The sequence below is a fragment of the Pseudanabaena sp. lw0831 genome (assembly GCF_016584665.1).
In the GTDB taxonomy this organism is placed as follows: domain Bacteria; phylum Cyanobacteriota; class Cyanobacteriia; order Pseudanabaenales; family Pseudanabaenaceae; genus Pseudanabaena.
The window spans coordinates 43,584-69,672 of the sequence record NZ_BBJB01000021.1; the positions used below are offsets into that span (position 1 = coordinate 43,584).

The 26,089-nt window shown below is 43.1% G+C and carries 22 protein-coding genes and 1 riboswitch; of the genes, 16 read left to right on the forward strand and 6 right to left on the reverse strand.

The window, feature by feature from the left end; translation table 11 throughout:
* The first annotated feature begins 312 nt into the window (after positions 1-312).
* The 4 genes from APA_RS04490 to APA_RS04505 all read left to right on the forward strand — a co-directional run bounded on the left by APA_RS04490 (position 313) and on the right by APA_RS04505 (position 2,581).
* Positions 313-615 (forward strand): hypothetical protein, encoded by a 303-nt coding sequence (locus APA_RS04490; RefSeq protein WP_201321120.1) that lies wholly within the window; start codon positions 313-315, stop codon positions 613-615.
* Positions 616-743: 128 nt separating this feature from the next.
* Complete coding sequence (locus tag APA_RS04495) at positions 744-1,091, forward strand: lipopolysaccharide assembly protein LapA domain-containing protein (protein WP_201321121.1); 348 nt, start codon at positions 744-746, stop codon at positions 1,089-1,091.
* A 102-nt stretch (positions 1,092-1,193) separates the two neighbouring features.
* A complete protein-coding gene (locus APA_RS04500; protein ID WP_201321122.1) occupies positions 1,194-2,015 on the forward strand; it encodes a segregation/condensation protein A in 822 nt (273 codons plus the stop codon).
* An 86-nt stretch (positions 2,016-2,101) separates the two neighbouring features.
* Positions 2,102-2,581 (forward strand): PPC domain-containing protein, encoded by a 480-nt coding sequence (locus tag APA_RS04505; RefSeq protein ID WP_236579404.1) that lies wholly within the window; start codon positions 2,102-2,104, stop codon positions 2,579-2,581.
* A 63-nt stretch (positions 2,582-2,644) separates the two neighbouring features.
* On the opposite strand, the gene APA_RS04510 is transcribed toward APA_RS04505, so the two are convergent.
* Entirely contained in the window at positions 2,645-3,697 is a 1,053-nt protein-coding gene (locus APA_RS04510) for an RNA ligase (protein ID WP_201321123.1), read from the reverse strand.
* 130 nt (positions 3,698-3,827) lie between these two features.
* Between APA_RS04510 and APA_RS04515 the strand changes: the two genes are divergently transcribed.
* Complete coding sequence (locus tag APA_RS04515) at positions 3,828-4,484, forward strand: response regulator transcription factor (protein ID WP_201321124.1); 657 nt, start codon at positions 3,828-3,830, stop codon at positions 4,482-4,484.
* Positions 4,485-4,596: 112 nt separating this feature from the next.
* A complete protein-coding gene (locus APA_RS04520) occupies positions 4,597-5,049 on the forward strand; it encodes a hypothetical protein (protein ID WP_201321125.1) in 453 nt (150 codons plus the stop codon).
* A gap of 132 nt (positions 5,050-5,181) precedes the next feature.
* Here APA_RS04520 and ctpC read toward each other — a convergent pair whose 3' ends face one another.
* Entirely contained in the window at positions 5,182-6,447 is a 1,266-nt protein-coding gene (gene ctpC / locus APA_RS04525) for a carboxyl-terminal processing protease CtpC (RefSeq protein WP_201321126.1), read from the reverse strand.
* Positions 6,448-7,213: 766 nt separating this feature from the next.
* Here ctpC and APA_RS04530 point away from each other — a divergent pair.
* From APA_RS04530 to APA_RS04570, 9 genes are all read left to right on the forward strand, one after another.
* Complete coding sequence (locus APA_RS04530; protein WP_374101343.1) at positions 7,214-8,551, forward strand: ammonium transporter; 1,338 nt, start codon at positions 7,214-7,216, stop codon at positions 8,549-8,551.
* Between the two features lie 311 nt (positions 8,552-8,862).
* Positions 8,863-10,395, forward strand: a complete 1,533-nt coding sequence (locus tag APA_RS04535; protein WP_201321127.1) for an ammonium transporter — start codon at positions 8,863-8,865, stop codon at positions 10,393-10,395.
* Between the two features lie 141 nt (positions 10,396-10,536).
* On the forward strand, positions 10,537-12,462 hold the full coding sequence (sir, locus tag APA_RS04540; RefSeq protein ID WP_201321128.1) for a sulfite reductase, ferredoxin dependent: 1,926 nt from the start codon (positions 10,537-10,539) through the stop codon (positions 12,460-12,462).
* 157 nt (positions 12,463-12,619) lie between these two features.
* Positions 12,620-14,038, forward strand: coding sequence for an aminotransferase class I/II-fold pyridoxal phosphate-dependent enzyme (locus tag APA_RS04545; protein WP_201321129.1), 1,419 nt, complete (start codon positions 12,620-12,622; stop codon positions 14,036-14,038).
* 71 nt (positions 14,039-14,109) lie between these two features.
* Positions 14,110-14,255: riboswitch (cobalamin riboswitch) on the forward strand.
* Positions 14,256-14,398: 143 nt separating this feature from the next.
* Positions 14,399-14,866 carry a hypothetical protein gene (locus APA_RS04550; RefSeq protein ID WP_201321130.1) on the forward strand — a complete coding sequence of 156 codons (468 nt, stop codon included), beginning with the start codon at positions 14,399-14,401 and terminating at the stop codon, positions 14,864-14,866.
* Between the two features lie 69 nt (positions 14,867-14,935).
* Positions 14,936-16,102 carry a fatty acid desaturase gene (locus APA_RS04555; RefSeq protein ID WP_201321131.1) on the forward strand — a complete coding sequence of 389 codons (1,167 nt, stop codon included), beginning with the start codon at positions 14,936-14,938 and terminating at the stop codon, positions 16,100-16,102.
* 5 nt (positions 16,103-16,107) lie between these two features.
* The gene (locus tag APA_RS04560; RefSeq protein WP_201321132.1) at positions 16,108-17,055 is read left to right on the forward strand and encodes a methyltransferase domain-containing protein; all 948 of its coding nucleotides are present in this window, start codon (positions 16,108-16,110) and stop codon (positions 17,053-17,055) included.
* Positions 17,056-17,115: 60 nt separating this feature from the next.
* Positions 17,116-18,810 (forward strand): CTP synthase, encoded by a 1,695-nt coding sequence (locus tag APA_RS04565; protein WP_201321133.1) that lies wholly within the window; start codon positions 17,116-17,118, stop codon positions 18,808-18,810.
* Positions 18,811-18,876: 66 nt separating this feature from the next.
* Positions 18,877-19,935 (forward strand): pentapeptide repeat-containing protein, encoded by a 1,059-nt coding sequence (locus APA_RS04570; protein WP_201321134.1) that lies wholly within the window; start codon positions 18,877-18,879, stop codon positions 19,933-19,935.
* Positions 19,936-20,200: 265 nt separating this feature from the next.
* Here APA_RS04570 and APA_RS25055 read toward each other — a convergent pair whose 3' ends face one another.
* The 3 genes from APA_RS25055 to APA_RS04585 are packed head-to-tail and all read right to left on the reverse strand — an operon-like array spanning position 20,201 to position 22,615.
* Positions 20,201-21,247 (reverse strand): M23 family metallopeptidase, encoded by a 1,047-nt coding sequence (locus APA_RS25055; RefSeq protein ID WP_236579406.1) that lies wholly within the window; start codon positions 21,245-21,247, stop codon positions 20,201-20,203.
* Positions 21,248-21,256: 9 nt separating this feature from the next.
* Positions 21,257-21,979: a biotin--[acetyl-CoA-carboxylase] ligase gene (locus APA_RS04580; RefSeq protein ID WP_201321135.1), complete on the reverse strand. Its 723-nt coding sequence runs from the start codon at positions 21,977-21,979 to the stop codon at positions 21,257-21,259.
* Positions 21,980-21,994: 15 nt separating this feature from the next.
* On the reverse strand, positions 21,995-22,615 hold the full coding sequence (locus APA_RS04585; RefSeq protein ID WP_201321136.1) for a phospholipid scramblase-related protein: 621 nt from the start codon (positions 22,613-22,615) through the stop codon (positions 21,995-21,997).
* Between the two features lie 138 nt (positions 22,616-22,753).
* Between APA_RS04585 and APA_RS04590 the strand changes: the two genes are divergently transcribed.
* Positions 22,754-23,935, forward strand: a complete 1,182-nt coding sequence (locus APA_RS04590) for a leucine-rich repeat domain-containing protein (protein ID WP_374101344.1) — start codon at positions 22,754-22,756, stop codon at positions 23,933-23,935.
* A gap of 61 nt (positions 23,936-23,996) precedes the next feature.
* Here APA_RS04590 and dnaK read toward each other — a convergent pair whose 3' ends face one another.
* The gene (gene dnaK / locus APA_RS04595) at positions 23,997-25,898 is read right to left on the reverse strand and encodes a molecular chaperone DnaK (RefSeq protein ID WP_201321138.1); all 1,902 of its coding nucleotides are present in this window, start codon (positions 25,896-25,898) and stop codon (positions 23,997-23,999) included.
* Positions 25,899-26,089: the final 191 nt, after the last annotated feature.

Below are 26,089 nucleotides of genomic sequence, written 5' to 3' on the forward strand. Positions count from 1 at the left end.
AGTGTTGCGCAGCGAAGCCGTGCACCACTAATTATTCACTTTACAACACCCATTCTTTCGGTGGAAAGGGAGTAATTAACCAAAATTGATAAGGGATTCAGTTAGCTTTCTCAATAAAACGTAACCCTAAAATTTAAGTACGGTTCGTATACTGAGAGCTAAGGGTCTAACATTAAAATAAAGAACCAGTTTTTTTATGGCGCGGCGAAGCCGCGCCATAAAAAAACTGGTTCTTTATTAAATTGCAGAACCCTAACAAAATAAATTGATTAATTAAAAAACTTTAAAAATCATCCTGATAGGTGGAATATGATGAATGACATTGGTAAATACCGCTTTGTTTGTACCCTTACCCTCAGCGATATTTTGGGTCAGGTAATTGTCTGGTTAGGTGTAATTTTTCTAGCTCTAGCATCAGCTCTTTCGCTAATGAGTAAGCCGATTTATTCCTTTGGTGCAGTGGGTTTGATCGTGGTAACTTCTCTGCCTTTTTTACTATTCACCTTCGTCACAACATTATTTAATCACATTGATATTGTGCCTCTGACCGAAGAAGAGATTAAGCACAATAATTCCAAAATATCAGGTGTTCGTAAAACTGCGATCAAAGCTTAAGTTAGTGAAACTCACTTTACAAAAAAAGGGGAGTGGACGCTTTGCGCCACTCTCCTTTTTACTGTAGACATTATGAACATTGTTTGATAAACCATTAGCTAAGAATTTAGAAATGAGGTCTAACTACTATGCGCCAGCTTAATTTTGTTGTCTTTTTTATCGTTGCTCTTGCATTAGTATTGTTTTCCTTGCAAAATACTTCCCCAGCCTCCATCCAAATTATCCCGCAGATTAAAGTTGCTGCCCCAATCTCGGTCGAACTGATTTTGGCAATGGGCTTAGGTGCGGTTTTAGCTTGGATATTTAGTGTCTGGTCTGGATTACAAAAATCCATTGACATGCGTAATAAAAATGTTCAGATCCAGAATTTGCAAGAAACTGTCCAGAATTTAAGCGTTGAGATTGAGGAGCGCAAACGCTTAGTTTCTGCCTCAGCGATCGATGTTGAGATCGACGAAGACAAGTCTAAAAACTAAAATAAAAGGCGCAAATGCGCCATTTATTTTATCCAAATCAAATTTTCCGACTATTTCACCGCAATCGATGATATTTTTAAACATCCGCTTCTCGTAAGCTCCATGACCTTATCGATCGCCGAATCAGTTACCAAAGATGCCATTGCTCTCCTGATCGATCTTGCAGAACGCGGCGAGATTGATCCTTGGGATGTGCAGGTGATCGATGTCGTCGATCGCTTTTTGTCGCGGTTAATTGTTAGCGATCGGCGCGATTTATATGATTCTGGGCAGGCGATGCTCTACGCATCAATGTTGGTATTACTCAAAGCAAACTCATTATCAGACAGTCAAGCTGTCTATGAGCAAGAATCCGTTGATGATGAACTGGGGGAAGAATCTGAGGTTGTCGCCGATGCGATGCGCTTACCAACTGACTTTGATAAACGGTTGCGCCGCTTGCCTGTGGCTTTGCCCCCTAAAGCGCGACGGATAACCCTAGAAGAGTTAATTGCACAGATCGAGGCGATCGCAGAAGTAGTCGATCGCAAGACTAGTAAGCCAGCCAAGCGTCCTAGCCAAGGCAAAATGGCTCGTAAAGCAGCGATGAAAGCGATCGCCCAGTTAGCTCACAAAGAAAATTTATCGGAGATGGTCGAAGAAATTGAGCGCTATTTTTTACTCCATCCCGACGAGGAGATTGAGATATCTGACTTAGCAGCAGTATTTAACGATCGCGTGGGCGTATTTTGGGGCTTATTACTAATGTCTTCACAATCAAAAGTGGAATTATTCCAAGAAGAGTTTTATGGCAAAATTCAAATTGTTCCAACTATTAAACCTCCATTAATCAAAGAATTACCATTTCCTAATAGCTTAGCTAATTCCACAGTAGAATCTAGTCAGTTACAATTGAAATTCGGCGAATTAAAAGAAGTTTCGTGAAGTACCTAATCTTGTTTGACTATCATCACTCTGAATACTTACAGCAAACCATGAACAATCGAAGCATTAAACTTTTTGTAATAGCCTTGCGAAGCAAGGCTATTACAAAAAGTTTAGCTTTAGTTTTATTGAAATTTGCTGCGGGAGTAGGTGCGATCGCGATCGGTTTAGCTACTTTTGCGCCTTTGTCATTAGCACAGGTGCGTACATCCATCTATAAACCAACCGCGATCGCTAGTGGTGTAGATGTTAACGATATTCTCACTGATAAAGATATTCCGACAGGGCAGAAAGGGTTTGCGCGTGACTATGCAATTAATGTTCAAAAAGATGAGCGTTTGGAAATTTCGGTAAGTGCTGGAGGCTTTGATACAGTCTTAAGCCTGTTAGATAGTGCTGGTGAGGTTGTTGCTGAAAATGATGATTCTGTTGGCGATAATACCAATTCCCTCATCTTTTTTAAAGTGCGTCAATCAGGCAATTACATTGTGAGGGTTTCGTCATTTGGTGGTAGCAGTGGTGGTAAATTCACACTGAGAGTCAACAAACTCCAAGTTGTAAAATAAAAAACAAAAATCGTTGCAAAAGGCTTCACCTTTCGCAACGATTTTTGTTTTTATTACAGTGCTTTAAGCTTCATCATTGTCCATGAAAGGTTTTTCATGGGCAGGTTTAATACTTCGCCAAATATAGTCGCTGTAATCTTTCCCATCTAGAAGAGAGAATAAAATCGTGTGATTTTGGCAAGTTAAGATATGTTTTGCCATTTCTTTGCGATCGCTGCGATCTACAACAGCGATAATCCGCTCAAAGTTAGCCTTGGCAGTATCTTCAATTTGTTGATATTGAGCAATGAGATTAGCCTTCGTCTCTTTTACCCAATTGTAAAACTCGTCGGGAACCCGCTCTAAAATATCCTCAAAAGGAGTTTGATCGCGCAACATCTCCCAAATTACTTTGCTAGTGACTTGAGTGAGCACACGATGCAATTTCACATAATCAGCAAACTTAAATTTAAGTCTCAGTCCACTCGCAAAGCGGATTACAAAGCCCTCTTGATTCTGCTCATTGAGATTGCTAATTGATTCTAGATCTTTTAATCCATCATATTTTTTAGCGATCGGGAATCCCAAATGTGTAAACGACTCAATTTCATGTTCTCTTCCCGATTCTGTTTCAATTACTGCCAATAATACCAAACCTTCAAACTCCCCATAATCAACAACAATACGATTCGCAGGATAGACAATTTCAAATAAATAGGTTAGCGATCGCTCCAGCAATGGAATTGATTCGGGATAAATTGATGTCAAGATTTGATTAGCTTTAACTGCTTGATCGGAGTTAAAGCTCCCTCTAGAAGCGATATAAGGCTGATCTTGATGCCAATACATAATCCCTAGAGAACCATCAAGCTTTTCATAAACATCAAAAGGTTCTGAGGGAAGAGCTTCTTTATGTTCTTGGAGGTTAAAGAATTTTGCTAAAGGGCGAGCCACGATCGCCCCATCGCAATCAAGAATTAAACCTCGACATTGAATTGTTTCAGGAGTCCATAGGCGATCGTACTGAGCTTTGGCAGTGTAGTTATAAATAAATAAATCACCGCTAGAATGAGGGCGTTTGGTGATGTATCCTTCACTAATTAGTTGATCGATTTTCTCCAAATTGATAGCACTCATTCCATGTTCCTTGGTAATTTTAAATCATCGCAATCATTCCGATGAAGAGAAGTAGGCGCTTCGCGCCCCCCACTTCTCTTTTTACTATATAATCAACTCAATCAAACTAAATTTAGAGAAATTTAGAATTATGACTGTTGCTACAGCATCGAAATCTTTAAAAGTCCTAATTGTTGAGGACGATCCACTCATCCAACTCGGACTAGAGCAATCCCTCTCTCAACAGCCAAATATCACTGTAATTGGCATCGCAGAAGATGGTTATATCGGTGTAAAAATGGCTCAGGAATTACGCCCTGACATTATTGTGATGGATATTGGATTGCCAAGGCTGGATGGAATTTCGGCAACCCAAAGAATTAAGGCGGCTTCACCTAATGTTCATATTGTGATGCTTAGCTCCCATACCGATGATACAGAAATTATTGCTGCACTATCAAGTGGAGCCGATGCCTACTGTGTCAAAGGGACATCTACCGAAAGTCTTTTGGCAGCTTTTACGGCAGCTATGGATGGTGCTACTTATCTCGATCCTCAAGTTGCTCGCAAAGTGATGGATCATCTCAAGCCACCAAGGCAACCTGAAAATACCTCACACCTATCGCAACGAGAATTAGAGGTGCTGAAATTGATTGTTGAAGGCAAAAGTAATCCCGAAATTGCCAAAGTGCTATATCTTAGCCCAAACACGATTAAAACTCATGTGCGGGGCATCATGAACAAATTATCTGTTGACGATCGCGTACAAGCAGCAGTTATAGCTTTACGATCGGGTTTAGTAAATTGAGCAAGGTCATCGCAAGGCGATGACCTTGCTTTTGGGATCATATTGGGATTGGTAATAACGCTATATAATTAAGATTGAATCTGCTGAGCAACAAAACAGAGCGACAAAAATTGTGGCGCATACCTTTTTAGTGCAACCTGGGAAATGGACTCTCGAAGGCAATTGGATAGATCGAGATTCCATGCCAACTCAAGTCAAGGGTAGAACATTGGTAGGTTGGTCAAGGGATAATTTTTGGTTCACGATGGTCACAAAGTTGACTTTCCCCGATAGCGATCGCGAAGAATTAACCATGGCTTATAAAGGTCGAATTGACTCAGATGAGCGCCGTTTTACTTTTGTTGTTGACGATAGTTCTTTGGGTAAAGTTGAGGGTGAAGGCATAATTGGACCAGATTCAATTATTCAGCGTTACTGGGTAATGGGTGACAAAAAAATGCGAACAGGCTTTCAGACTCTTTACCGTCGGGATAATAATATTTACGCTTTAGCTAGTGGCATTCTTACAGGTCAAAATCTCGAAAGCACTATGGAAGCAGTACTAACACGCCATATGGATTCCTAGTAAAAAAGGCGAACTTTGTCCGCCTTTTTTAAAACTTAAAAATAGTGCGGTGGGCGTAGCCCACCGCACTATTTTTAAGTTCGATTATTCTGTGTAAGCTTCTACAGGGCTTTGCGCTGCAAGATATATCCTTTAGCGGGAGCTTACACTTTTAATCTCAGCCGATAAAATATCGATCGCTTTGGCAAACTGTGGGTCAGAGATTGTGCCAACTAGATCGCGATTTTTATTCAACTTTTCAAGATCTTCTTTGGTTAGTTCGACTACACGGTCAGGAATGATACCCAAATGATTGATATCGCGTCCGCTGGGGGTGTAATACTTAGCGATCGTTACTGCCATGCCCGAACCATCACTTAGGGAATGCACTGACTGGACTAGTCCTTTACCAAAGGTTTTAGTACCGACAATCACAGCACGTTTATTATCTTGCAAAGCACCAGATAGGATCTCACTAGCACTTGCCGAACCACCATCGACTAAAACCACGAGAGGTTTATTGGTGATAGCTTGACGATTAGCCGTTAGGCGCTCACTTTCACCCTTACGATCAATTGTGGAAACAATGGTGGCGTTATCGAGCCACATCCGCGCAATTTCAGCACTGGAATATAGCAACCCACCAGGGTTTGAGCGCAAATCTAATACAAATCCAACCGCGCCTTTACTTACATGGTCTTGGATTGCTTTACGCATGTCACTTGCTGCATTGGCATTGAACTGACGCAAGCTGATGTAGCCAACCTTGCCTATATTGGTATCACGAAGCTCAGCTTTGACTGGATGGATCTCAATCTTGGCGCGTTCTAGCTCAATGTCAAACTGCTTATCGCCACGCTTGATCCCCAATTTAACTTTTGTGCCAGCAGGACCACGAATTAAAGCTACGGCTTGGTTGATATCCATGCCTTCAGTAGACTTATTGGCGATCGAAGTAATTATGTCTTTAGTCAACACGCCAGCACGAGACGCTGGTGAATCTTCAATTGGGGCAACAACAGTCAGTTGTTTGGTTGCATCATCCATTCCAAGCTGAATACCAACCCCTGTGAGTTCCCCCGAAGTATCAATTTGCATACTCTTAAACTGCTCAGGGTCCATAAAGCGAGTATATGGATCGTCGAGTAGCTTAAGCATTTCCCGAACTGAACGATAGGCTTCAGCCTTAGAAGAATAATCGCGATTTTCAACATATTGTCGTCTGACTTGCCGCCAGTCAACTTTATTGAACGCCCCATCGACATATTCTCGGTTTATAAGCTGCCAAGCTTCATCAACGATTTCTTTGGGGCTATCCCGAAATGCGGCGATGCTAGGGTTTGCTAGCTGAAAACCAACAACTGCCACAGCCGCAGCCAATGCTGCTGTTGTACCAAGTACAAATCCGCCTTTTGCCATGTCAACTTCCTGAAAAGTGAGGTGTGTGAGGAATATATCTAAAAGTACACCAACTCTAGCACAGCCGCTTTTAAGCTTGTGATCGAATTAGCAAAAGATAGAGTGAAGTCATCCTTTCGGGTTCAGCATTAATACTTAAAGTTACTGAATATTCTAATTTTTGCTACTAAATTTCAGCTTTTATCTTGCGTTCATAGTTTTAGTAATTACCTTGGCGTAATTTAAAGTCCAGAGGCATAGCCTGTGATGTCTACGCAGTAGGTGGTACAGGCTTTTAGAGTTCATATTTAATTGCGCATAATTACTTACCAGTATTGATAATCTTGTTGTCTCCAAAATCAGAAATGTGATTTCTAATACAGATTGATGACTTATAACTTGATGAAATCATTCTTGAATAATTTCTCTATGGTAACTATAAAAATGAGCATGTGAGCGCTATAAGAGATTAGCTTTTTAGAGCTATTTAAAAGCTGCTTAACTAAACTCATGTCGCCTTATTCTGATGACAAGAAAAATTTGTGAAAGGATAGAGTCTGTGATCAAAAAATTTCTACTGAGTTCGTTGCTAGTTCTGTGGTTGGTGAGTTTTCCTTTTACAGGTCAGACTTGGGCGCAAGCAACTACTTCTCCTTCTCCAACAGCTAGCCCAACAACAACCTCCCCTGCGGCTACAGCGAGTCCTTCTCCCAGTGTTGCTCCTTCCCCGACATCCGCTCCAGCAAGTGGTGACGTTGTAACTCTAACAAAAGAGCAAAAGGAAGCACTGGACAAATTACTAGCACCTGCTCCTGCGGCTTCGCCAATTAATTCTGGTGATACTGCATTTGTACTAATTGCTGCGGCTTTAGTATTGCTAATGACACCAGGCTTAGCATTTTTCTACGGCGGCTTAGTAAGAACCCGCAACGTTCTGAACACGATGATGATGAGCTTATTGCTTATGGCAGTTGTCGGTGTAACTTGGGTGTTATGGGGTTATAGCTTAGCCTTTGATGTATCCGTCAAAGTTCCAGAATTTGGTCAAGGGATCGAAAAGTTTATTGGTGGGCTTGATTGGGCTTTTCTCAATGGAGTTAAGTTTACTGAGCCTGACCCTGTTGGCTATGCAGGTACGATTCCCCATGCTGTGTTCATGGTCTATCAAATGATGTTTGCGATCATTACCCCTGCTCTGATTTCTGGGGCGATCGTTGAGCGGATGAGCTTTAAGGCTTATTTCTGGTTTATTTTGCTTTGGTCTACCTTGGTTTATCCTCCTCTCGCCCACATGGTGTGGGGACGTGGATGGTTGCAAGAACTTGGATCGTTAGACTTTGCTGGCGGTACGGTTGTACATATCAGTTCTGGTGTTGCCGCAGTAGTTGCGGTTTTGATGATCGGATCGCGTAAAGACTTCGCAACTAGACCACATACTCCGCACAACGTTCCTTATGTCCTATTGGGAATTGGAATACTATGGTTTGGTTGGTTTGGATTCAATGGAGGTAGCGCTCTTGCTGCTGGACCTCTTGCGGCAGTTGCAATTGTGGCAACGACAGTTTCGACTTCGGCAGGTGGCTTGACATGGCTATTGGTTGAGTGGGTTCTGCGTGGTAAGCCAACGGCCGTTGGAATTGCCAGTGGATTTCTGGCTGGACTAGTGGGCATTACACCTGCGGCTGGCTTTGTCATGCCAATTGGCGCGATTTTGATTGGTTCGATTACAGCAGTATGCTGTTTCATTGCCGTTAGTTTGCGAGCTAAGTTCAAGTTTGACGATTCGCTTGATACTTTCTCTGTACATGGTGTGGGCGGGACTGTCGGCGCAATGTTGACGGGCGTATTTGCTACTAAAGTTGCCTTTGGAGGAGATGCTCCACTTGGCCTTTTAGATGGAAATCCCATCCTGATTTGGAAACAGTTTGAGGGCGTTGCCATAACCTATGTATTTGCTGGTGTAGCTACATTTATCATTCTTTTCGTCCTTAAGTTGTTTATGGACTTGAGAGTTCCTCAATCCGTTGAAGAACAAGGTATAGACTTACCTGTTCATGGTGAAGAGGGTTATGGTAGCGAGTTTGGCTCTGGTGTATTTATCAGTCAAAGTTCAACTGAAGGTTAAAATCTCAAAATAATCTCAGACTCAATATCATGGACGGCGCTTTGCGTCGTCTTTTTTATAGATGTAATATCAAGATTTTGACATGGGCTTAGAAAACCTTAAAACCCCAATAAGACTGCTCGCTAATCAATCGCGTAGTTATCCCTCTGCAATTTTTAATTGATATTCCTTATGAAAAATAAGAGCAGCTTATAAAAACTGTATAAAGTTACACAAAACCTAGGTGCTTGAATCTGTTGTTATGAACATAATTAATCCTTGCATTCTTAGTATTTGCATTGGTATGTTACTTCGCTGAGGAGAATTTAAAGGTGTTGGTCTATAAGTCAAATCAAAAGAGGAGACTCAAGAGTTCAGTAAACTGGACTGCTTGTATTCCCCTAGCGGCAATTATCGGTGTTTTTTGGGTGTATGCAGCCACTGCTCAAACTGCTACCCCTACTCCTGAACCTCTAACTGCTGACAAGGTTCAGGCAAACGTTGCTGCTCTCAAAGTTGGATTAGATACTCTTTGGGTAGTAATAGCTGCATTTCTAGTATTTTTCATGAATGCAGGCTTCGCTCTGGTGGAGTCTGGATTTTGTCGCCGCAAAAATGCGGTTAACATTCTCACCAAAAACTTAATCGTATTTGCGATCGCTACCATTGCTTACTGGGCGATCGGTTTTGGTTTTATGTATGGCGATAGTAGCGGGAATATGTTTATTGGCTTGAAAGGATTTTTCCTTAATGGCGCAGATAACAGTCCTGCTACTCTTGCGGATTACAAGGGCGACTTCCCTGGGCTTAGTTGGACAGGCGTACCCCTAGAAGCTAAGTTTTTGTTCCAATTAGTATTTGCAGGAACTGCTGCAACGATTGTTTCAGGTGCAGTCGCTGAGCGGATTAAGTTTGTTTCGTTCTTGCTGTTTAGCTTTGTTTTGGTTGGTGTTGCCTATGCGATCACAGGTCATTGGATCTGGGGTGGTGGCTGGTTAGCCAACATAGCCAAGGACGCTTCAGGTGCAACTACGGGTAGTTTCTTTGATTTTGCTGGTTCTACAGTCGTTCACTCTGTAGGTGGTTGGGCAGCTCTTATTGGCGCAGCCGTACTTGGTCCACGCATTGGACGATATGGCGAAGATGGCAAAAATCGTGCTATTCCTGGACATAACATGGGTCTTGCGACTTTGGGTTGTTTGATTCTATGGTTAGGCTGGTTCGGATTCAACCCAGGTTCTACCATGGCTGCTGACGGTCGTTTGATTTCTCACATTGCCTTGACGACTAACATGGGTGCTTCCGCAGGTGGCATTGCTGCAACTATTGTGGCTTGGCTATATCTTGGTAAGCCTGACCTCTCGATGATTGTTAACGGTATCTTGGCTGGATTAGTCTCTGTAACTGCTTCTTGTGCTTGGATCACCCTACCTAGCTCGATTATCATTGGGGCGATCGGTGGCGCAATAGTTGTGTTTGCAGTTGGCTTCTTCGATAATCTAAAAATTGACGATCCTGTAGGTGCGACTTCAGTTCACCTATGTTGCGGTATTTGGGGGACTCTGGCTGTCGGCTTATTTGCTGTTGGGCAAAAAACAGACGTTGGTGGCGGTTACATCTTACAAGCTGGAGCTGGACCTAAGGCTGGTCTATTCTTCGGCGGTGGATTTGACCAACTCCTTTATCAATTGATCGGTGTCGCTGCGGTTGGTGGTTTTACTGTTGCTTTTAGCTTTATCGCTTGGTACGCAATTTCTCTGATTTCTGGTGGTATTCGCGTCGAGCCTGAAGAAGAGTTCAAGGGACTTGATATTTCTGAACATGGCATGGAAGCTTACGCTGGTTTTGCTAAGGAAAGCGAATAAGGTTTTCTAAACCAAAAAGAAAAGGCAGTCCAATGGACTGCCTTTTCTTTTTGTAAAGTTCATCTTAATTCCGATGGGGTTATCGGGGTATAATGGTGGGGCAAATAAGTTAAAAATATACGAAATTTCGATAGTTGAACCATGACAAACACTTTGACAAATCCTGTAAAAGTATCAAAGGTTGAAGTCCTTAAGCAAAAAAGTAACTTTTTGCGAGGTCCTATCAACACTGAGCTAACTGATGGCAATCCTTTTTTCAGTCAGGATGGTATTCAAATCCTGAAGTTTCATGGTTCCTATCAACAAAAAGAGCGCGATTTTGAAAAGAACAAGATTAAAGGCGAAGAAGCGCAATACAGCATGATGTTGCGTACCCGTAGCCCAGGTGGGGTGATTCCTTGGCAGTTGTATTTGGCTCTGGATAAGCTATGTGATAAGTATGGCAACCATACTCTGCGAGCGACAACGCGGCAAGGTTTTCAGATTCATGGCATTCTCAAAGAAAATCTGAAGACAGTCATTGCTGATATCACTAGAAACATGGGATCAACGGTAGGCGCTTGCGGCGACATCAACCGTAACGTGATGGCTCCATCGGCTCCCTTTAAAAACAAGCCTGAATATGTCTATGCCCGCGAATATGCTTTTAAAATTGCGGATTTACTCGCTCCGCAGGCTGGGGCTTATTACGATATTTGGCTAGATGGAGAAGTGGCCGTGACTTCGACCGAAGCCACAGAGGTGACTGAAGCTCGTAATCGTCAGGGGACGGGGACGGCTAAAACCAATATCAGTGATGTCGAGCCGATCTATGGTGTGCAGTATTTGCCACGCAAGTTTAAGATTGCGATCGCAGTTGCTGGTGATAACTCAGTTGATCTCTATACCAACGATTTGGCGTTGGTGGTAATTACAAATGCTCAGAAAGAGCTAGAAGGCTTTAATGTCTATGTCGGTGGTGGCTTGGGACGCGCCCATAATAATGATGCAACCATTGTCAGAATGGCGGACAGCATCGGCTTTGTGCCAGTTGACAAAATCTATGATGTGATTAAGGCGATCGTTTCCTTACAACGAGACTATGGCGATCGCCACAATCGTCGTCATTCTCGCTTCAAACATATTTTGCATGAGTGGGGCGTGGAAAAATTTAAGCAAGTTTTGTTGGATTATTATCCAACAAAACTTGAAGATTCTCGTGAATTGCCAGATTTCAAATATCAGGATTATTTGGGCTGGCATGAACAGGGCGATGGCAAATATTTCGTGGGGGTCTCGATTGAAAATGGTCGAGTTAGCGATCGCGAGGATTTGCAACTAAAAACGGCTTTACGCGAGATCAGCGAAAAGTTTCATCATGATTTTGTGCTGACTCCAAACCACAATTTGCTGATTACAGAAATCGCCGCCGATGAAAAAGAAGAGATTCAGAAGATTCTCGATCGCTGTGGGGTACTTGCTCCTGACAAAATCGACTCTCTAGTGCGTTACTCCATGGCTTGCCCCGCTTTCCCCACTTGCGGACTAGCGATCGCTGAGTCCGAACGAGTCTTACCAAGTGTATTAGCGAGAATCCGTAGGCTATTAGTCCGTTTGGGCTTAGATCGGGAAACCTTCGTCACCCGCATGACAGGTTGCCCCAATGGTTGTGCCCGTCCTTATATGGCTGAACTTGCCTTCGTCGGTAGTGCCGTTGATGAATATCAAATTTGGTTGGGGGGTAATTTTGCCTCAACTCGGTTGGCTCAACCCTATGTGCAACGTTTGCATATTAATAATTTGGAAAAAGGTTTAGAGCCGCTATTTGTTTATTTCAAAAATGAACGCATAGATGGCGAAGGGTTTGGTGATTTTTGCGATCGCAAAGGCAATGAAGATTTACGAAAGTTCGCTGAAGCCTATGTCCCAGAGATCGATGAGAACGACCTCAAAGGCAAACGTAAAGATGTCCGCCATCGAGTCACCCTTTCAGCGAAGTCCTTTGATCTGCTCAAAAAAGCTGTTGAAGAAAAGGGTGCTTCGATGAAAGATATTGTCGAAATCGCTTTGGAGAAGTATTTGGAATAAGGAGATTTCTTGTAAAAAATCTTCCATCTTCTAGACATAAGTCGGACTTACCCCCTTTAATTCTTCCTTGTAAAGGGGGAAAACTAGAAATCTTGTTCCCTCCCCTTTGCAAGGGGAGGGCTAGGGTGGGGTAAATTTTAAATCACCTAAGTAGGCTTTGAATCAAGATTTTTCTCCATTATTAGAAGCGGCGCGGCGATATTTAGATATCGATGACGCACCGTTTTATATGCCAGGACATAAACGCGGTCAGGGTATTGATCGCGAATTTATGTCAATCATGGGTGAGAATATTTTTCGCCTCGATTTGCCTGAATTACCCGATCTCGAAGAACCGATCGCTGAAGCCGAAGTTCTAGCTGCCGATGCTTATGGCAGCGATCGCGCATGGTTCTTGACCAATGGCTCTACCTGCGGTGTGCAAGCGATGCTATTGGCAACTTGCCAGCAGGAAGACAAGATTTTAATTGGGCGTAACTGTCATAAAGCCACGATCGCAGGACTAGTTATTAATGGAGCTACTCCTGTTTATTTGCCAACTGACTATTTACCAGAATTTGATTTAGACTTGGGCGTGAGTCCTAAGACCTTAGAATTATTTCTGAACCTGCATCCTGATGCGAAAGCGGTAATGCTAGTTAGCCCTAATTATTTTGGAGTTTGTGGCGAACTGGCAAAAATGGTAGCGATCGCCCATTCTTTTAATGTTCCCCTATTAGTTGATGCTGCTCACGGAGCGCACCAAGGATTTCATCCCGATCTACCGATTTCAGCTCTGCAAGCAGGAGCCGACTTAGTTGTGCAATCCACTCACAAAGTTGCAGGTAGCCTCACCCAGTCTTCGATTTTGCATTTACAAGGCGATCGCATTGCTGTTGAACAAGTTGATCGTGCTTTGCAAATATTGCGATCAAGTAGTCCCAATTTATTACTAATGATTTCTCTGGATGTGGCGCGGCGACAAATGGCAGTTAATGGCAAACAACTCTTAACTTACACATTGGGATTAGCTAAAGCAGCGCGATCGCAATTAAATCAAATTCCTAAGTTGCGAACCTTTAGTCAGGTAGAAGTTCCCAATCTTGACGATACTCGCCTCACGGTAATGACTGATTGCTTAGATATTACAGGCTTTGAAGCTGATGAATATTTGCATTCTCAATTAGACGTGATGGCAGAAATGCCCACCAGATCGCAATTAGTATTTAGTCTCAGCTTTGGTAATACTCAAGCTGATATTGATCGGCTAGTGAGTGGATTGCAACAACTTTCTCAGGAAACCAATGATTGTTGGTCGGCGACTGCCGACCAACAATCATTGGTTTCCATTCCAAAATCTAGACTTACTCCTCGTGAGGCATATTTTGCAAAATGCGATCGCATTTCTATCGATAACGCGATCGGGAGAATTAGTGCTGAATCTCTTTGTCCTTATCCTCCAGGGATTCCTCTAGTTTGTATTGGTGAAGAAATCACGTTTGAGGTCGTGGAAATGTTGCAAGCTATTTTGCGATCGGGCGGTGTTATTAATGGGGCAAGTGATGACAGCCTCAAAACAATTTTAGTTGTACAGTAATGCAACTTAACCAAAAAAGAGAAAGGTGGCGCTTTGCGCCGCCTTTCTCTTTTTTTGGTTTATGTCCTACAATGATGAGACTATCGATCGGTTCCAACGGGTAACAGCCTTTGGAGGAAACGGGGAAAGTTTGGTGTAAACCCAGCGCTGTCCCGCAACTGTGATGAGATGCATCAATCTCTAAGTCAGGATGCCCGCCGATCGCAAATGGTCTCTTTTAGAGATTCATCAACCTACACTTTTTCATCTGCGAGGTATAGATGATGTTTAGTTTAAAATTTTTAGAAATTTTACAATTGCTCCCGATTGGACAAAAACTGCCCCAAGGCGATCGCATCAAGCAGACAAATAGGAAGTCCAATGCTGCGAGATCATAAAGAACGTCAGGACATCTGCCATTCTTGGCAACCTCAGTTTATTAAAGATAATTTTTTACTAATTGGATATCATGCCCTGAGGGGTGTTGTAACATCAGGGAAAGGGATTACAGTTTGTATTGTCGGGCAACCTGCTGCTGATTTTAAGCCGAGTTTTCACCTTTGGCAATTTAGAACTCAGTTTATAGCAGCGGAATTTGCTGCACCCTATTTACTGGAAATGGGTATCGGTTCAAGACAGATTCCGTCATTAATGCAGGCGATCGCCAACTATGATGCTCAACAAGAGATCATTCTGGCAATGAATATCGATCAACAGATCGAAATTTACTGTCTCCAAAACCTGAAGATTTCTCCCTCAGAATGCTACAAACAAGTATGCGATCGCTGGGATGAATTCATGCCACACGGGTTCCCGCCCGAATCATCACATCGTTTTATTAGAATCTAGGATGGGCGGCGCAACGCACCACCCATCCTAGCCATACTGCTAGAGTTATTTACAAGAGTATTTTATTGAGTGGAAAATATAATTAAAAAATCAGACTTTGTTCTCACTCCTTACATGAAGAGCAACGATCTCTTGGCAACTTATCAAATCCTGAATACCGTTGTTCCCTATATAGTTTTATGGTTTTTGGCAGTTAAAGCAGCAGCAGTTTCTCTTTGGTTTCTGCCTCCGATCATCATTTTGATGACTCTCTTTTCATTGCGATGCTTCTCGTTAATGCATGATTGCGGACATTATTCGCTCTTTACTTCCAAAAAAGTTAACAGAGTTGTTGGCTTCTTTTTGGGTGTGATTAATGCCATACCCCAATATCCTTGGTCAAAAGGTCATGCCTACCACCACAAAACCAATGGTGATTGGGAACGATATCGTGGTGTCGCAGCATTCCTCTCTACTGAAGAATTTTCTAAGCTCAATGATTCCGATCAAAAGCTTTATGCCGTAATGAGACATCCATTAATGTCTTTCTTGGGAGGTTTTTTCTACCTTGCAATCAGACCAAGATATGCACTAATTGCAGGAAGCTATGATTTTATTGGTCATATATTTTCCAGTTTAAGGAAAGACCCTCGCATGGGTTTAGCGGCGATTATCTCTTCTCACAAATCTAGAAATTGGTATACGGGAGCGGAATTTATAGATTTGCTGCTCAATAATATTTGCGTAATCGGCAGTTGGATTTTTCTCAGCCATTTGCTTGGAGCAGGCTTCTTTTTCAGTGTTTACTCAATCAGTTTAACTTTTTCAGCAGCGATCTTTATCTGCGTGTTCTTTGTCCAGCATAACTTTGAAGACTCCTATGCCCACAAGACGGAAGGTTGGGACTATCTGCTTGGAGCGCTTGATGGTAGCAGTTATCTAGAGTTGCCAACAATTTTGAAGTGGTTTTCCGCAGATATCGGTTTTCATAATATCCATCACCTTTCGGAAAGAATCCCGAACTACAATCTCGAAGCTTGTCATAACGCAAATATTCATCTTCTCTCAAAGGTCAAAACGCTGAGGCTCGGAGATATGCTTGGCTGCGCCAAGTTTGTGTTATGGGATTCTGAGGCTTGTAAATTAATCTCGATCGCTGAGTTTCACAAGGCTAAATTTACAGCTCCAGATATAGAGCAAAGTCTTATTAATCAAAATAAGCTGGAAGACCTACTTGTCAAAAATGGTAAGGCTTAATCTTAATGAATTTATTTGTTACTACGTTGGAAGCTGTCTTGGCAGTTGCGATCGCAGGAATTGGCGTTTATCTAGCTACAGCACGTCGCTATCAATCTACTGATTCTGTTGCTAACTCCTATGATCAATGGACAGAAGATGGAATTTTAGAGTTCTACTGGGGCGAACATATTCATCTAGGTCATTACGGTTCGCCACCGCGTTCAAAAGACTTCTTGACCGCTAAATCTGATTTTGTTCATGAAATGGTGCGTTGGGGTGGCTTAGATAAGCTCCCTGCTGGAACGACTGTCCTTGATGTGGGCTGTGGTATTGGTGGCAGTAGCCGCATTTTGGCAAAAGAATATGGCTTCTCGGTAACAGCAATTACGATTAGTCCTGAGCAGGTCAAACGTGCTCAGGAGTTAACCCCAAAGGAGCTTGACCTAAAATTTCAGGTTGATGATGCGATGGCGATGTCATTTCCTGATGCAAGCTTTGATGTGGTTTGGTCGGTCGAAGCGGGGCCACATATGCCCGACAAAGCTATTTTTGCAAAAGAGTTGATGCGCGTACTCAAGCCCAATGGTTTGCTGGTACTTGCGGATTGGAATCAGCGAGACGATCGCCAAGTGCCTCTAAACATTTGGGAGAAGCCTGTGATGAAGCAACTCCTCGATCAATGGTCACATCCTGAGTTCTCAAGCATTGAAGGCTTTTCTGAGCTTTTGGAGGCGACAGGACTGGTCGATGGCAAGGTAACAACTTCTGATTGGACAGCAGAAACTCTTCCTTCATGGCTAGATTCAATCTGGCAAGGTGTAGCGCGACCAAAGGGATTGGTGAGTTTTGGGATATCTGGATTTATTAAATCAGTAAGGGAAATACCAACGATTTTACTAATGCGTCTAGCCTTTGGAGTGGGGCTTTGTCGATTTGGCATGTTTAAAGCAGTGCGATCGCCTGATATATAATCACTTTGTTAAGCATTGTTTACGAAACAATAAAACAATGCACCCTATAACGAAATTTTTATGGCTAAGTATATCTTTGTGACTGGCGGTGTTGTCTCTAGTATCGGGAAGGGCATCGTTGCCGCAAGTTTGGGACGATTACTTAAATCTAGGGATTATTCGATCGCAATTCTAAAACTCGATCCCTATATCAATGTTGACCCAGGAACAATGAGTCCGTTTCAGCATGGAGAAGTTTTTGTTACCGAAGATGGCGCAGAGACGGATCTAGACTTGGGGCATTATGAGCGCTTTACTGATACCTCCATGTCAAAACTCAGTAATGTCACCACAGGTGCAATTTATCAAGGTGTGATCAATAAAGAACGTCGTGGCGACTATCAAGGCGGCACTGTGCAGGTGATCCCACATATTACTAATGAAATTAAAGAACGCATTCATCGCGTTGCCAAAAATGGCAATCCTGATGTCGTTATTGTAGAAATTGGCGGCACGGTAGGCGATATCGAATCACTACCATTTATTGAAGCAATTCGGCAATTTCGTAAGGATGTGGGGCGGCAAAATGTTGTCTATATGCATGTTACCCTCATGCCTTGGATCGCCTCTGCTGGAGAGATGAAAACCAAGCCCACGCAGCACTCGGTTAAGGAATTGCAATCTGTGGGGATTCAGCCTGACATTTTAGTTTGTCGTAGCGATCGCCCTTTACCCCAAAACATCAAGGACAAAGTTTCAGAATTTTGTAACGTGCTGCCTGAATGCGTAATGACAGGACAAGATGTGAAAAGCATCTATGAAGTGCCATTAGCGATGGAGCGTGAAGGACTTGCTGAGCAAGTACTGCGCCTGCTGGGTATGCAACAACGTCAGCCCGATCTTCGTAGCTGGCAAACCCTTGTCGAGCGTCTCTATCGCTCTGAACATCAAGTAGAAGTCGCCATCGTTGGTAAATATGTACGACTGACCGATGCCTATCTCTCGGTGATCGAAGCCCTAAAACATGGTGCGATCGCTGTTAATAGCAATGTAAATATACGATGGATTAACTCCGAAGACATTGAAGCATACGGGGCAGAGAAATTCTTAAAAGATGTCCATGCGATCGTTGTGCCTGGTGGATTTGGTAATCGTGGTGTTGATGGTAAAGTTGCGGCTGTGCGATATGCACGCGATCGCCAAATTCCATTTTTGGGTTTGTGTTTAGGGATGCAATGTGCAGTCATTGACTGGGCTAGAAATGTCGGTCAACTCGGGGATGCTAATAGTGCCGAGTTTGACTTAGATTCCAAGAATCCTGTTATTCACCTTTTACCTGAACAGCAAGATGTAGTTAACCTTGGGGGCACGATGCGCTTGGGGCTATATGCTTGCCGTCTTGCTCCTAACAGCCTAGTTCATCAGCTTTATAATGAGTCAGTGATTTACGAGCGCCATCGCCATCGCTATGAGTTTAATAATGCCTATCGATCACAATTTATTGACTCTGGTTATGTGATTAGTGGTACTTCTCCCGATGGGCGATTAGTGGAAGCGATCGAGCTTCCTAGCCATCCTTATTTCATCGCCACTCAATTCCATCCTGAATTCCAATCTCGCCCTAGTAGACCTCATCCGCTTTTCCAAGGTTTAATTAAAGCAGCCTTAGATTTGCAAAAACAGCGCCTTGCTAATGGCTCTGAGTTAGAGAGTTCCGAAATTCTTGAACAACTTAATGAGCAACAACAAGAGTTCGCTTCGACAGCATCTGTTTAAGAAAATAGTAAGGTGGGCAATGCCCACCTTACTATTTTCTTACTTCTTATTTCGAGGATCTTAAATATGGATGCAGCACTTACTTCTCAAGATATTTTGCGCCGCTATGCAAAAGGGGATCGCGACTTTAGTGGGCTTAATCTCAATGGCATCAAACTCAGTGGGGCGAACCTCAGTCGCACGGATTGGCTGGATGTTAATCTCTCCAAAGCCTATCTCAATAGTACCGTCTTGACCTTTTCTTGTTTGACAAGGGCAAATATGCGCGGAGCATTAATGGTTGGTGCGAATCTCTGTGGTGCGAATCTCAATCAAGCGAGCATGAGTAATGTCAATCTATCCAATGCTGATTTGCATGGAGCCAGTCTGCAAGGAGCAACTCTCTTTGGTGCAAATCTTAGTCTTGCGAATTTGATGGATGCTAACTTAATTGACGCAGATATGCGCACGGTTAACTTGAGTGGGGCGAACCTTGTCGGAGCCTGCATGAAAGGCGCAAATCTCAGACAAGAACGAGCTGTCGGCGATCAACATGAAATTGATGCTGGCAAAAAGAAGCGCAGCACAGCTAGTCTAACAGGCGCAAATTTATCTGGTGCTGACCTGCGTGGCGCAAATCTATCTGGTGCGGATCTACACAAAGCCGACCTACGCGGCGCAAATTTACAAGAAGCAACTCTCAGTGGTGCAAACCTTAGTGAGGCAAAGTTAAATAATGCCAATATGCAAGGCGTATTTCTCTCTGAAGCTAATCTCAGCTGCGCAACGCTCTCAGGTGCAATTTTAAATAATGCCAAACTGGAAAGAGCAATTTTAATCGATGCAGATTTTAATGGAGTTTCACTGCGAAGCGCGATTATGGCGGATGTTAAGGCGAGTCGGGTGAAGATGCAAGGTACAGATCTCACAGATGTCAAATTGACTCGTGCCGATCTCAGTCGAGCTAATCTCAGTGGGGCAATTATGATCCGCTCTAACCTGATCGAAGCCTATCTTGCTCGGACTAATCTAGCCAATGCCGATTTGACCGATGCAATTCTCAACCGTGCTGAGTTAAGTAGTGCCAATCTTGTCGGCGCAATTCTCAAAGGAGCCACGCTTCCCGATGGCAAAGTCCACAACTGAACCACTATGCACTTCCAGTGCATAGTGGTTCAGTTGTGGACTGAAAGTCCTAAATCTGTAGCTTCATCCAAACTATATTTAGTTTTCCTATTTTAGTAATGTGACTGTGATGATAATGCAGGTTTTACTCACGCTAAAGTTCTGTAAAGAAATCATAGTAACTGCTTTAAAGGTTGTCAGCTAAAGCCTTGCACTGAAAGTGCATAGTTTTGGACTAGCGTGTTGGGACAATAAAAAAAGCCTCGCACTGCGAGGCTTTTTTTATTTAGGCTTTATTTCCTGATTTCGGTGATTGTGCGAGATATTTTTGTAATTGCTCCATAGCAAGTATCAACTGCGGTGTGGGATCGATCGCTACCAGTCCCTCTTGCATCTTTTGCCAAATCTCGAAATGCAGATGTGGTCCAGTAGCCATACCCGTACTGCCAACTAAACCGATCACATTACCCTGTTTAATCTCTTGACCGGGCTTAACTAAGACCTCAGACAAGTGAGCATAACGAGTCTCATGGGTGTCTCCGTGAGAAATGACCACGATCAAGCCATATCCACCAAGCCAACCTGCAATTTCGACACGACCACTAAAGGCGGCGACGACGGGTGTACCTTCGGGAGCGGCTAAGTCTGTGCCTTGATGAAAGCGTACCTGTCCTGTGACAGGATGGACGCGAGCGCCAAATAGAGAACTAATTACCGACGGAGAAATTAATGGGAACAGCATTTGCTTGTCGCCATTGCTAGGCAAGCTCATCGCAGCAATTTCTTCAGAAGTGAGGCGGCGCACTTGCACAGCAGTTTCACCCGAGGCGGCGGTATAGAGAACATTGCTGTTTTGGTAGTAGTTTTGCGATCTATTTTTAGCGGCGATCGCTACTTCAGGGTTACAAAGATCGGCATTGCGTTCGAGAAGGCTACTAGCCTTGAATTTACAGCCTGTAGATCGGTTCTCTAGGACAATTTCGACAGGTTGTCCGACGGGCTGTGATCGCTTGGCTGAGGCTTTTGGTGATGACTTCGATCCAGTCTCAATATTGACTAGGACAGATTCGCGATTACCTGCATTATTTATAGGCTTATCGGCTGGAGAAGCGTTAAAGCTACTTTCACTTTTGATCTCTACAGTGACTGGTGCAGGAGCGATCGCTGGTTGAGCCTGTATTTGTGGGGCTGGAGCCGAAGGTTGTGATACTGCTACATCAGGGGAAACGGCAGATTTTGTCGCGGCATATGCTGAGCCAACTAAAAAGTAGTTATTTGTGGAGAGGCAAAGCAGGGTTGCTAACGTAATCGTTGAAAGTGTTGATTTTCGCATAATTTGATTCTACTGATAGCCGACAGAGAAGTTTTGAGGCTGATAGATCGCTTCTTGGGAATTGCCTTCCCATCTTACTACCAGTTCGCCCGTTGGTCTAATGTCGATTATTTGCCCTTGAAGTTCCCGTCCATTAATCGTTTGATGTACTTTTTTGTCGCTAAGTAGCTCTAAATATTCCGCCAAAATGCCCACCATTCCTTCTCGATCGCTGCGAGTTTGACCTAGCTGTATGCCTTTTAGCACCACTTCGATCAGTTCATCTATGTTTGACAAAGTAGTTGGTAATTCACCCAGTGCGATCGCACCTTCAGGTACATCGTTTGTCCAATTAATCCCGATCCCCACTACGGCATAACGAATTTTGCCAGCCTCGATTCGCGTTTCAGTGAGAATTCCTCCCAATTTGCGGCGATCGATTAATAGATCATTTAACCATTTCAGCTTTACATTTGCCCCCGTTTCATTTAGTGCCTTGGCTATGCCCCAAGCAGACCAGAGCGTAATTTGATGAGCATTTGCTGCTGTCAAATTTGGCTGCAAAATCACTGACATAAATAATCCGCCCAAGTCTGACTGCCAACCGTTACCACGTTGACCTCGACCTTTAGTTTGGCGCTTAGCAATGATCGCCGTGTTTGATAGCGCTTCGAGACGTATTGAATCAATAAGTCGCCAAGCTTCACTATTAGTTGAATCAATTTCTTCGTAACGAATAATCTGACAATTCAAGATAATTCCTGACTATTAAGAAGCTTTTGTCTCAAAGTATAAAAGATCAACAAACACTGCACCAGCGAGTAACAGCAACTTTTCATCTGCCGTTAATTTCGCATCGGTGAAGCGAACTCTAAAGTTATCAGCATCAGTAAATAGTTCTTTAGATATCCCTGTCCATTTCTTCTCAATTACCGATACTTCCTTTTCAGCTTTTTTGATGGGGAATGTCCAAATTTTCCAAAGTGGGGAAGTCATGCTCATGATCACCCTGCCCCTAGTATCCAAAAATTCAAATTTTTTGTTAAACCATGCAAATCTCTGCTGCAAACTTCCTACAGGGCGATCGCCTGCACCAAAAATATCTAGACGCTGAAAAAACCAGCGAAAAGGATGATGAGCGCGAAAAACTTGCTGATTAGCCATATCAGTTCCCACGATATTAAAAACTCGCCAATGCCCTAGAAACTGTCTCATGATCGCGTCTAAGAAGCCTAGTTTTGGCTCAGCACAGTAACCAAATTGATGACCATCATCGGTTTGGATTTGATAACGGTTGCGAGTTTCAAAGCCAAATATTTCTGCTAGTTCAAATTTTTGTTTGACATAAATTGCATTGGCTTGGGCTAGTGTTTGCAGAAACATACTCATAATTTTTTTGGAGAAAACTATTTCTCAGCATACACTAGCAAAATCTAAACTGTGCCTGTGCCATCTTGTCGGGGGTATTGTCACACTTTGGGGCGGTGGTATTTTAGCCTTGACTTTACAAGTTTTTTGCTTATGAAAATGTTGTTTGTGACGAGCTGGCTCTTATTAACTTTGGTTCCTGCATCAGCAATTATGGCGAAGGAGTTGCCAAAAGTTAAGAGCTTTGAAGATTGGTGTAACGAGCGGAACTCTTTACCACCAGAAACAAGGAAAACTGTGAATTATTTATTGGATGCAGCCAGTACTCAAGATTGTCGATTAGCTGATATCGCCCTTAATCAGCGCACTGAATTCCTTACTTCTAGTCCTACCCTCTCCGATATTAGCGATCTACGTCCGTTCTCAAGTTTGACAAATTTGCGTAAGCTCAGCTTCATGAGTCACAAAATCACCGATCTCACTCCCCTAGTGAAGCTTAAAAACCTTGAAGCCTTTGTGATTCTGAGTGATGGACTGACTGATGTTAGCCCTCTTGCCAGTCTAAGTAATCTTACCGATTTGGGGCTGATGGGGAAAAACATAACAGATATTCGATCGCTCTCTAGCCTAACCAAGTTAAAAAAATTTACACTGTGGTTTAGCTCAATCCAAAACATCGAAGTTTTGAAGAATTTGACGCAATTAACTGAAGTCAGTTTCATTGGTGGTCAAATTGCTGATATTAGCTCCTTGGCTAACCTAAAACCCTTGACTATTCTTGAATTAACCCACAACAAGGTTGCCAATATTCAATCTCTATCAGGTTTAACCAACTTGAAAAGGCTTAATCTTGATAGTAATAAAATCACAGATATTAAGCCGATCTCGCGCTTGACTAATCTAGTTTATCTAGATCTAAGAGCCAATCTAATCAGTAATTTAAGTTCGCTACCTGGCTTGAAAAGCCTTACTAGACTCAATCTCAGCCGAAATCAAATCGCAAATATTGAGCCACTCTCTGGTTTAGCTAATTTAGACAGTTTAAATCTCAAATACAATCGAATTAGTAATTTAAGTTCGCTATCTAGCCTACAAAAATTGACGAGTATTAGCCTCGGTCACAATCAAATTGTAGATATCAAGCCACTAGAATCTATGACCAAGTTGGCTACTATTGGATTGCAGAATAACCGAATTACCGATATTCAGGCTTTGGCTAATCTCAAAAACCTAGTAGTGTTGGTAATTTCCCAAAATCCAATCAAGAGCCAAGTATGCCCAGTCAATCCTCAAAGTAACTGTATTTTTAAAATTTCACCATCTTATGATTGGAGTTATTAGACTTGTTGACAAATAGAAAAGGGGTTGGGCGCATAGCGCCCAACCCCTTTGTTAGAATTAACTATTTCGATTCGGTGAAATCAGCATCGATGACATCGTCATCGCCACTTGCAGCGTCCTTAGTTCCGTCTTCAGGAGCAGCGCCAGAAGGGGCTTCACCGCCGCCTTGCTGATAGACAGAAGAGCTAAGAGCATACAAAGCTTGCTTCAACTCTTCAGTTTGAGCTGAGATCGCTTCATGATCGTCTTTAGCGATAACTTCACGCAAGCTCTTGACAAGATCTTCGATCTTCGTCTTGTCTGCTTCAGGAACCTTATCACCAAGATCCTTGATTTGCTTCTCAGCTTGGTAGGCAAGAGAGTCAGCTTGATTCTTCGTTTCGATGCGATCGCGCTTCTCTTTATCAGTAGACGCATTACGCTCAGCTTCATTAACCATGCGTTCCACTTCATCCTTAGGCAGTGTGGAAGCACCTGAGATTGAAAGAGTTTGAATCTTACCAGTTCCCTTATCCTTGGCAGTTACCGATAATAGACCGTTAGCGTCAATGTCAAAAACAACTTCGATTTGAGGTACGCCACGAGGAGCAGGAGGAATTCCGTCTAGACGGAAGGTTCCCAAACTCTTGTTGTCGTTAGACATTTCACGTTCGCCTTGAAGAACATGAATCTCAACATTGCTTTGTCCATCAACCGCAGTCGAGAAGACTTCGGACTTCTTGGTAGGAACAGTGGTGTTACGTGGAATGATTTTGGTCATTACGCCACCCAAGGTTTCAACACCGAGAGATAGAGGAGTTACGTCAAGCAAGAGAATATCTTTGACTTCACCAGCCAATACGCCAGCTTGGACTGCTGCGCCGATCGCAACAACTTCATCAGGGTTAACGCTTTGGTTAGGATCTTTGCCAAGAATCTTCTTAACAACTTCTTGTACCGCAGGAATACGGGTCGAACCACCAACAAGGACAACTTCATCGATTTTCGACTTGTCGATTTTGGCATCACGGACTGCTTGCTCGACAGGAATACGGCAGCGATCAATTAGATCGGAGCAGAGTTCTTCAAACTTAGCGCGGGTCAGTGTGGTGTCAAGGTGCTTAGGTCCATCCTGAGTTGCGGTGATAAAGGGAAGGTTGATTTCGGTTTGAGTAACACTCGAAAGTTCAATCTTCGCTTTTTCAGCAGCTTCAGTCAACCGTTGCAATGCTTGCTTATCTTTACGAAGATCAATGCCCTCAGCTGATTGGAACTGATTAGCAAGGAAGTCTACGATCTTCTTATCAAAGTCGTCACCACCGAGGTGAGTGTCACCACTTGTGGACATTACTTCAAACACACCATCGCCAACTTCAAGGATCGATACGTCAAAAGTACCGCCGCCAAGGTCAAATACGAGGATGGTTTCATTGGTCTTGCTATCTAGACCATAAGCTAGTGCTGCTGCGGTTGGCTCGTTGATGATGCGGAGAACTTCCACACCTGCGATTTTGCCAGCATCTTTGGTAGCCTGACGTTGCGAGTCATTGAAATATGCAGGAACGGTGATAACCGCTTGAGTGACGGTTTCGCCTAAATATTTGCTAGCATCGTCTACTAACTTACGCAATACTTGAGCAGAAATTTCTTCGGGGGCAAACTGTTTGCTAACCGCAGGTGCGTCGATTTTGACATTTTCACCTACTTTCAAAACTTTGTATGCGACTTGCTTGGATTCCCCACTAACTTCGTCATAACGTCTGCCGATAAAGCGCTTAACTGAATAAAACGTGTTGTCGGTGTTCATTACGGCTTGACGCTTAGCAATTTGTCCAACTAAACGATCGCCATTTTTGGCATAAGCAACAACTGAGGGTGTGGTACGGAAGCCTTCGGCGTTTGCAATCACCGTTGGCTTGCCCCCTTCCATGACGGCGACGACTGAGTTTGTCGTACCTAAGTCGATTCCAACTACTTTAGCCATAAGGCTTCTAACTCCTAAGTTTTGTTAATCTTTTATCTCCTACAAGATTAACCACTTTTCCCGATTAGCACATCGGGGGGACTCTACCTAATCTGGTAGGGTTTCCCGTACAATCAACAAATCCATACCACAAAAGGAGTAGCTCATGTTTTGTTTGATCTATCTTTTTCAGGATTACTGTAATTAAGCGC

Excerpts from the sequence above, each read along its gene's own strand:
- APA_RS04570 (WP_201321134.1), top strand. The coding sequence starts at position 18,877 with ATGGATGCAGCACTTACTTCTCAAGATATTTTGCGCCGCTATGCAAAA.
- APA_RS04510 (WP_201321123.1), bottom strand. The coding sequence starts at position 3,697 with ATGAGTGCTATCAATTTGGAGAAAATCGATCAACTAATTAGTGAAGGA.
- APA_RS04565 (WP_201321133.1), top strand. The coding sequence starts at position 17,116 with ATGGCTAAGTATATCTTTGTGACTGGCGGTGTTGTCTCTAGTATCGGG.
- APA_RS04560 (WP_201321132.1), top strand. The coding sequence starts at position 16,108 with ATGAATTTATTTGTTACTACGTTGGAAGCTGTCTTGGCAGTTGCGATC.
- APA_RS25055 (WP_236579406.1), bottom strand. The coding sequence starts at position 21,247 with ATGCGAAAATCAACACTTTCAACGATTACGTTAGCAACCCTGCTTTGC.
- APA_RS04490 (WP_201321120.1), top strand. The coding sequence starts at position 313 with ATGAATGACATTGGTAAATACCGCTTTGTTTGTACCCTTACCCTCAGC.
- ctpC (WP_201321126.1), bottom strand. The coding sequence starts at position 6,447 with ATGGCAAAAGGCGGATTTGTACTTGGTACAACAGCAGCATTGGCTGCG.
- APA_RS04500 (WP_201321122.1), top strand. The coding sequence starts at position 1,194 with ATGACCTTATCGATCGCCGAATCAGTTACCAAAGATGCCATTGCTCTC.
- dnaK (WP_201321138.1), bottom strand. The coding sequence starts at position 25,898 with ATGGCTAAAGTAGTTGGAATCGACTTAGGTACGACAAACTCAGTCGTC.
- sir (WP_201321128.1), top strand. The coding sequence starts at position 10,537 with ATGACAAACACTTTGACAAATCCTGTAAAAGTATCAAAGGTTGAAGTC.
- APA_RS04550 (WP_201321130.1), top strand. The coding sequence starts at position 14,399 with ATGCTGCGAGATCATAAAGAACGTCAGGACATCTGCCATTCTTGGCAA.
- APA_RS04590 (WP_374101344.1), top strand. The coding sequence starts at position 22,754 with ATGTTGTTTGTGACGAGCTGGCTCTTATTAACTTTGGTTCCTGCATCA.
- APA_RS04495 (WP_201321121.1), top strand. The coding sequence starts at position 744 with ATGCGCCAGCTTAATTTTGTTGTCTTTTTTATCGTTGCTCTTGCATTA.
- APA_RS04515 (WP_201321124.1), top strand. The coding sequence starts at position 3,828 with ATGACTGTTGCTACAGCATCGAAATCTTTAAAAGTCCTAATTGTTGAG.
- APA_RS04585 (WP_201321136.1), bottom strand. The coding sequence starts at position 22,615 with ATGAGTATGTTTCTGCAAACACTAGCCCAAGCCAATGCAATTTATGTC.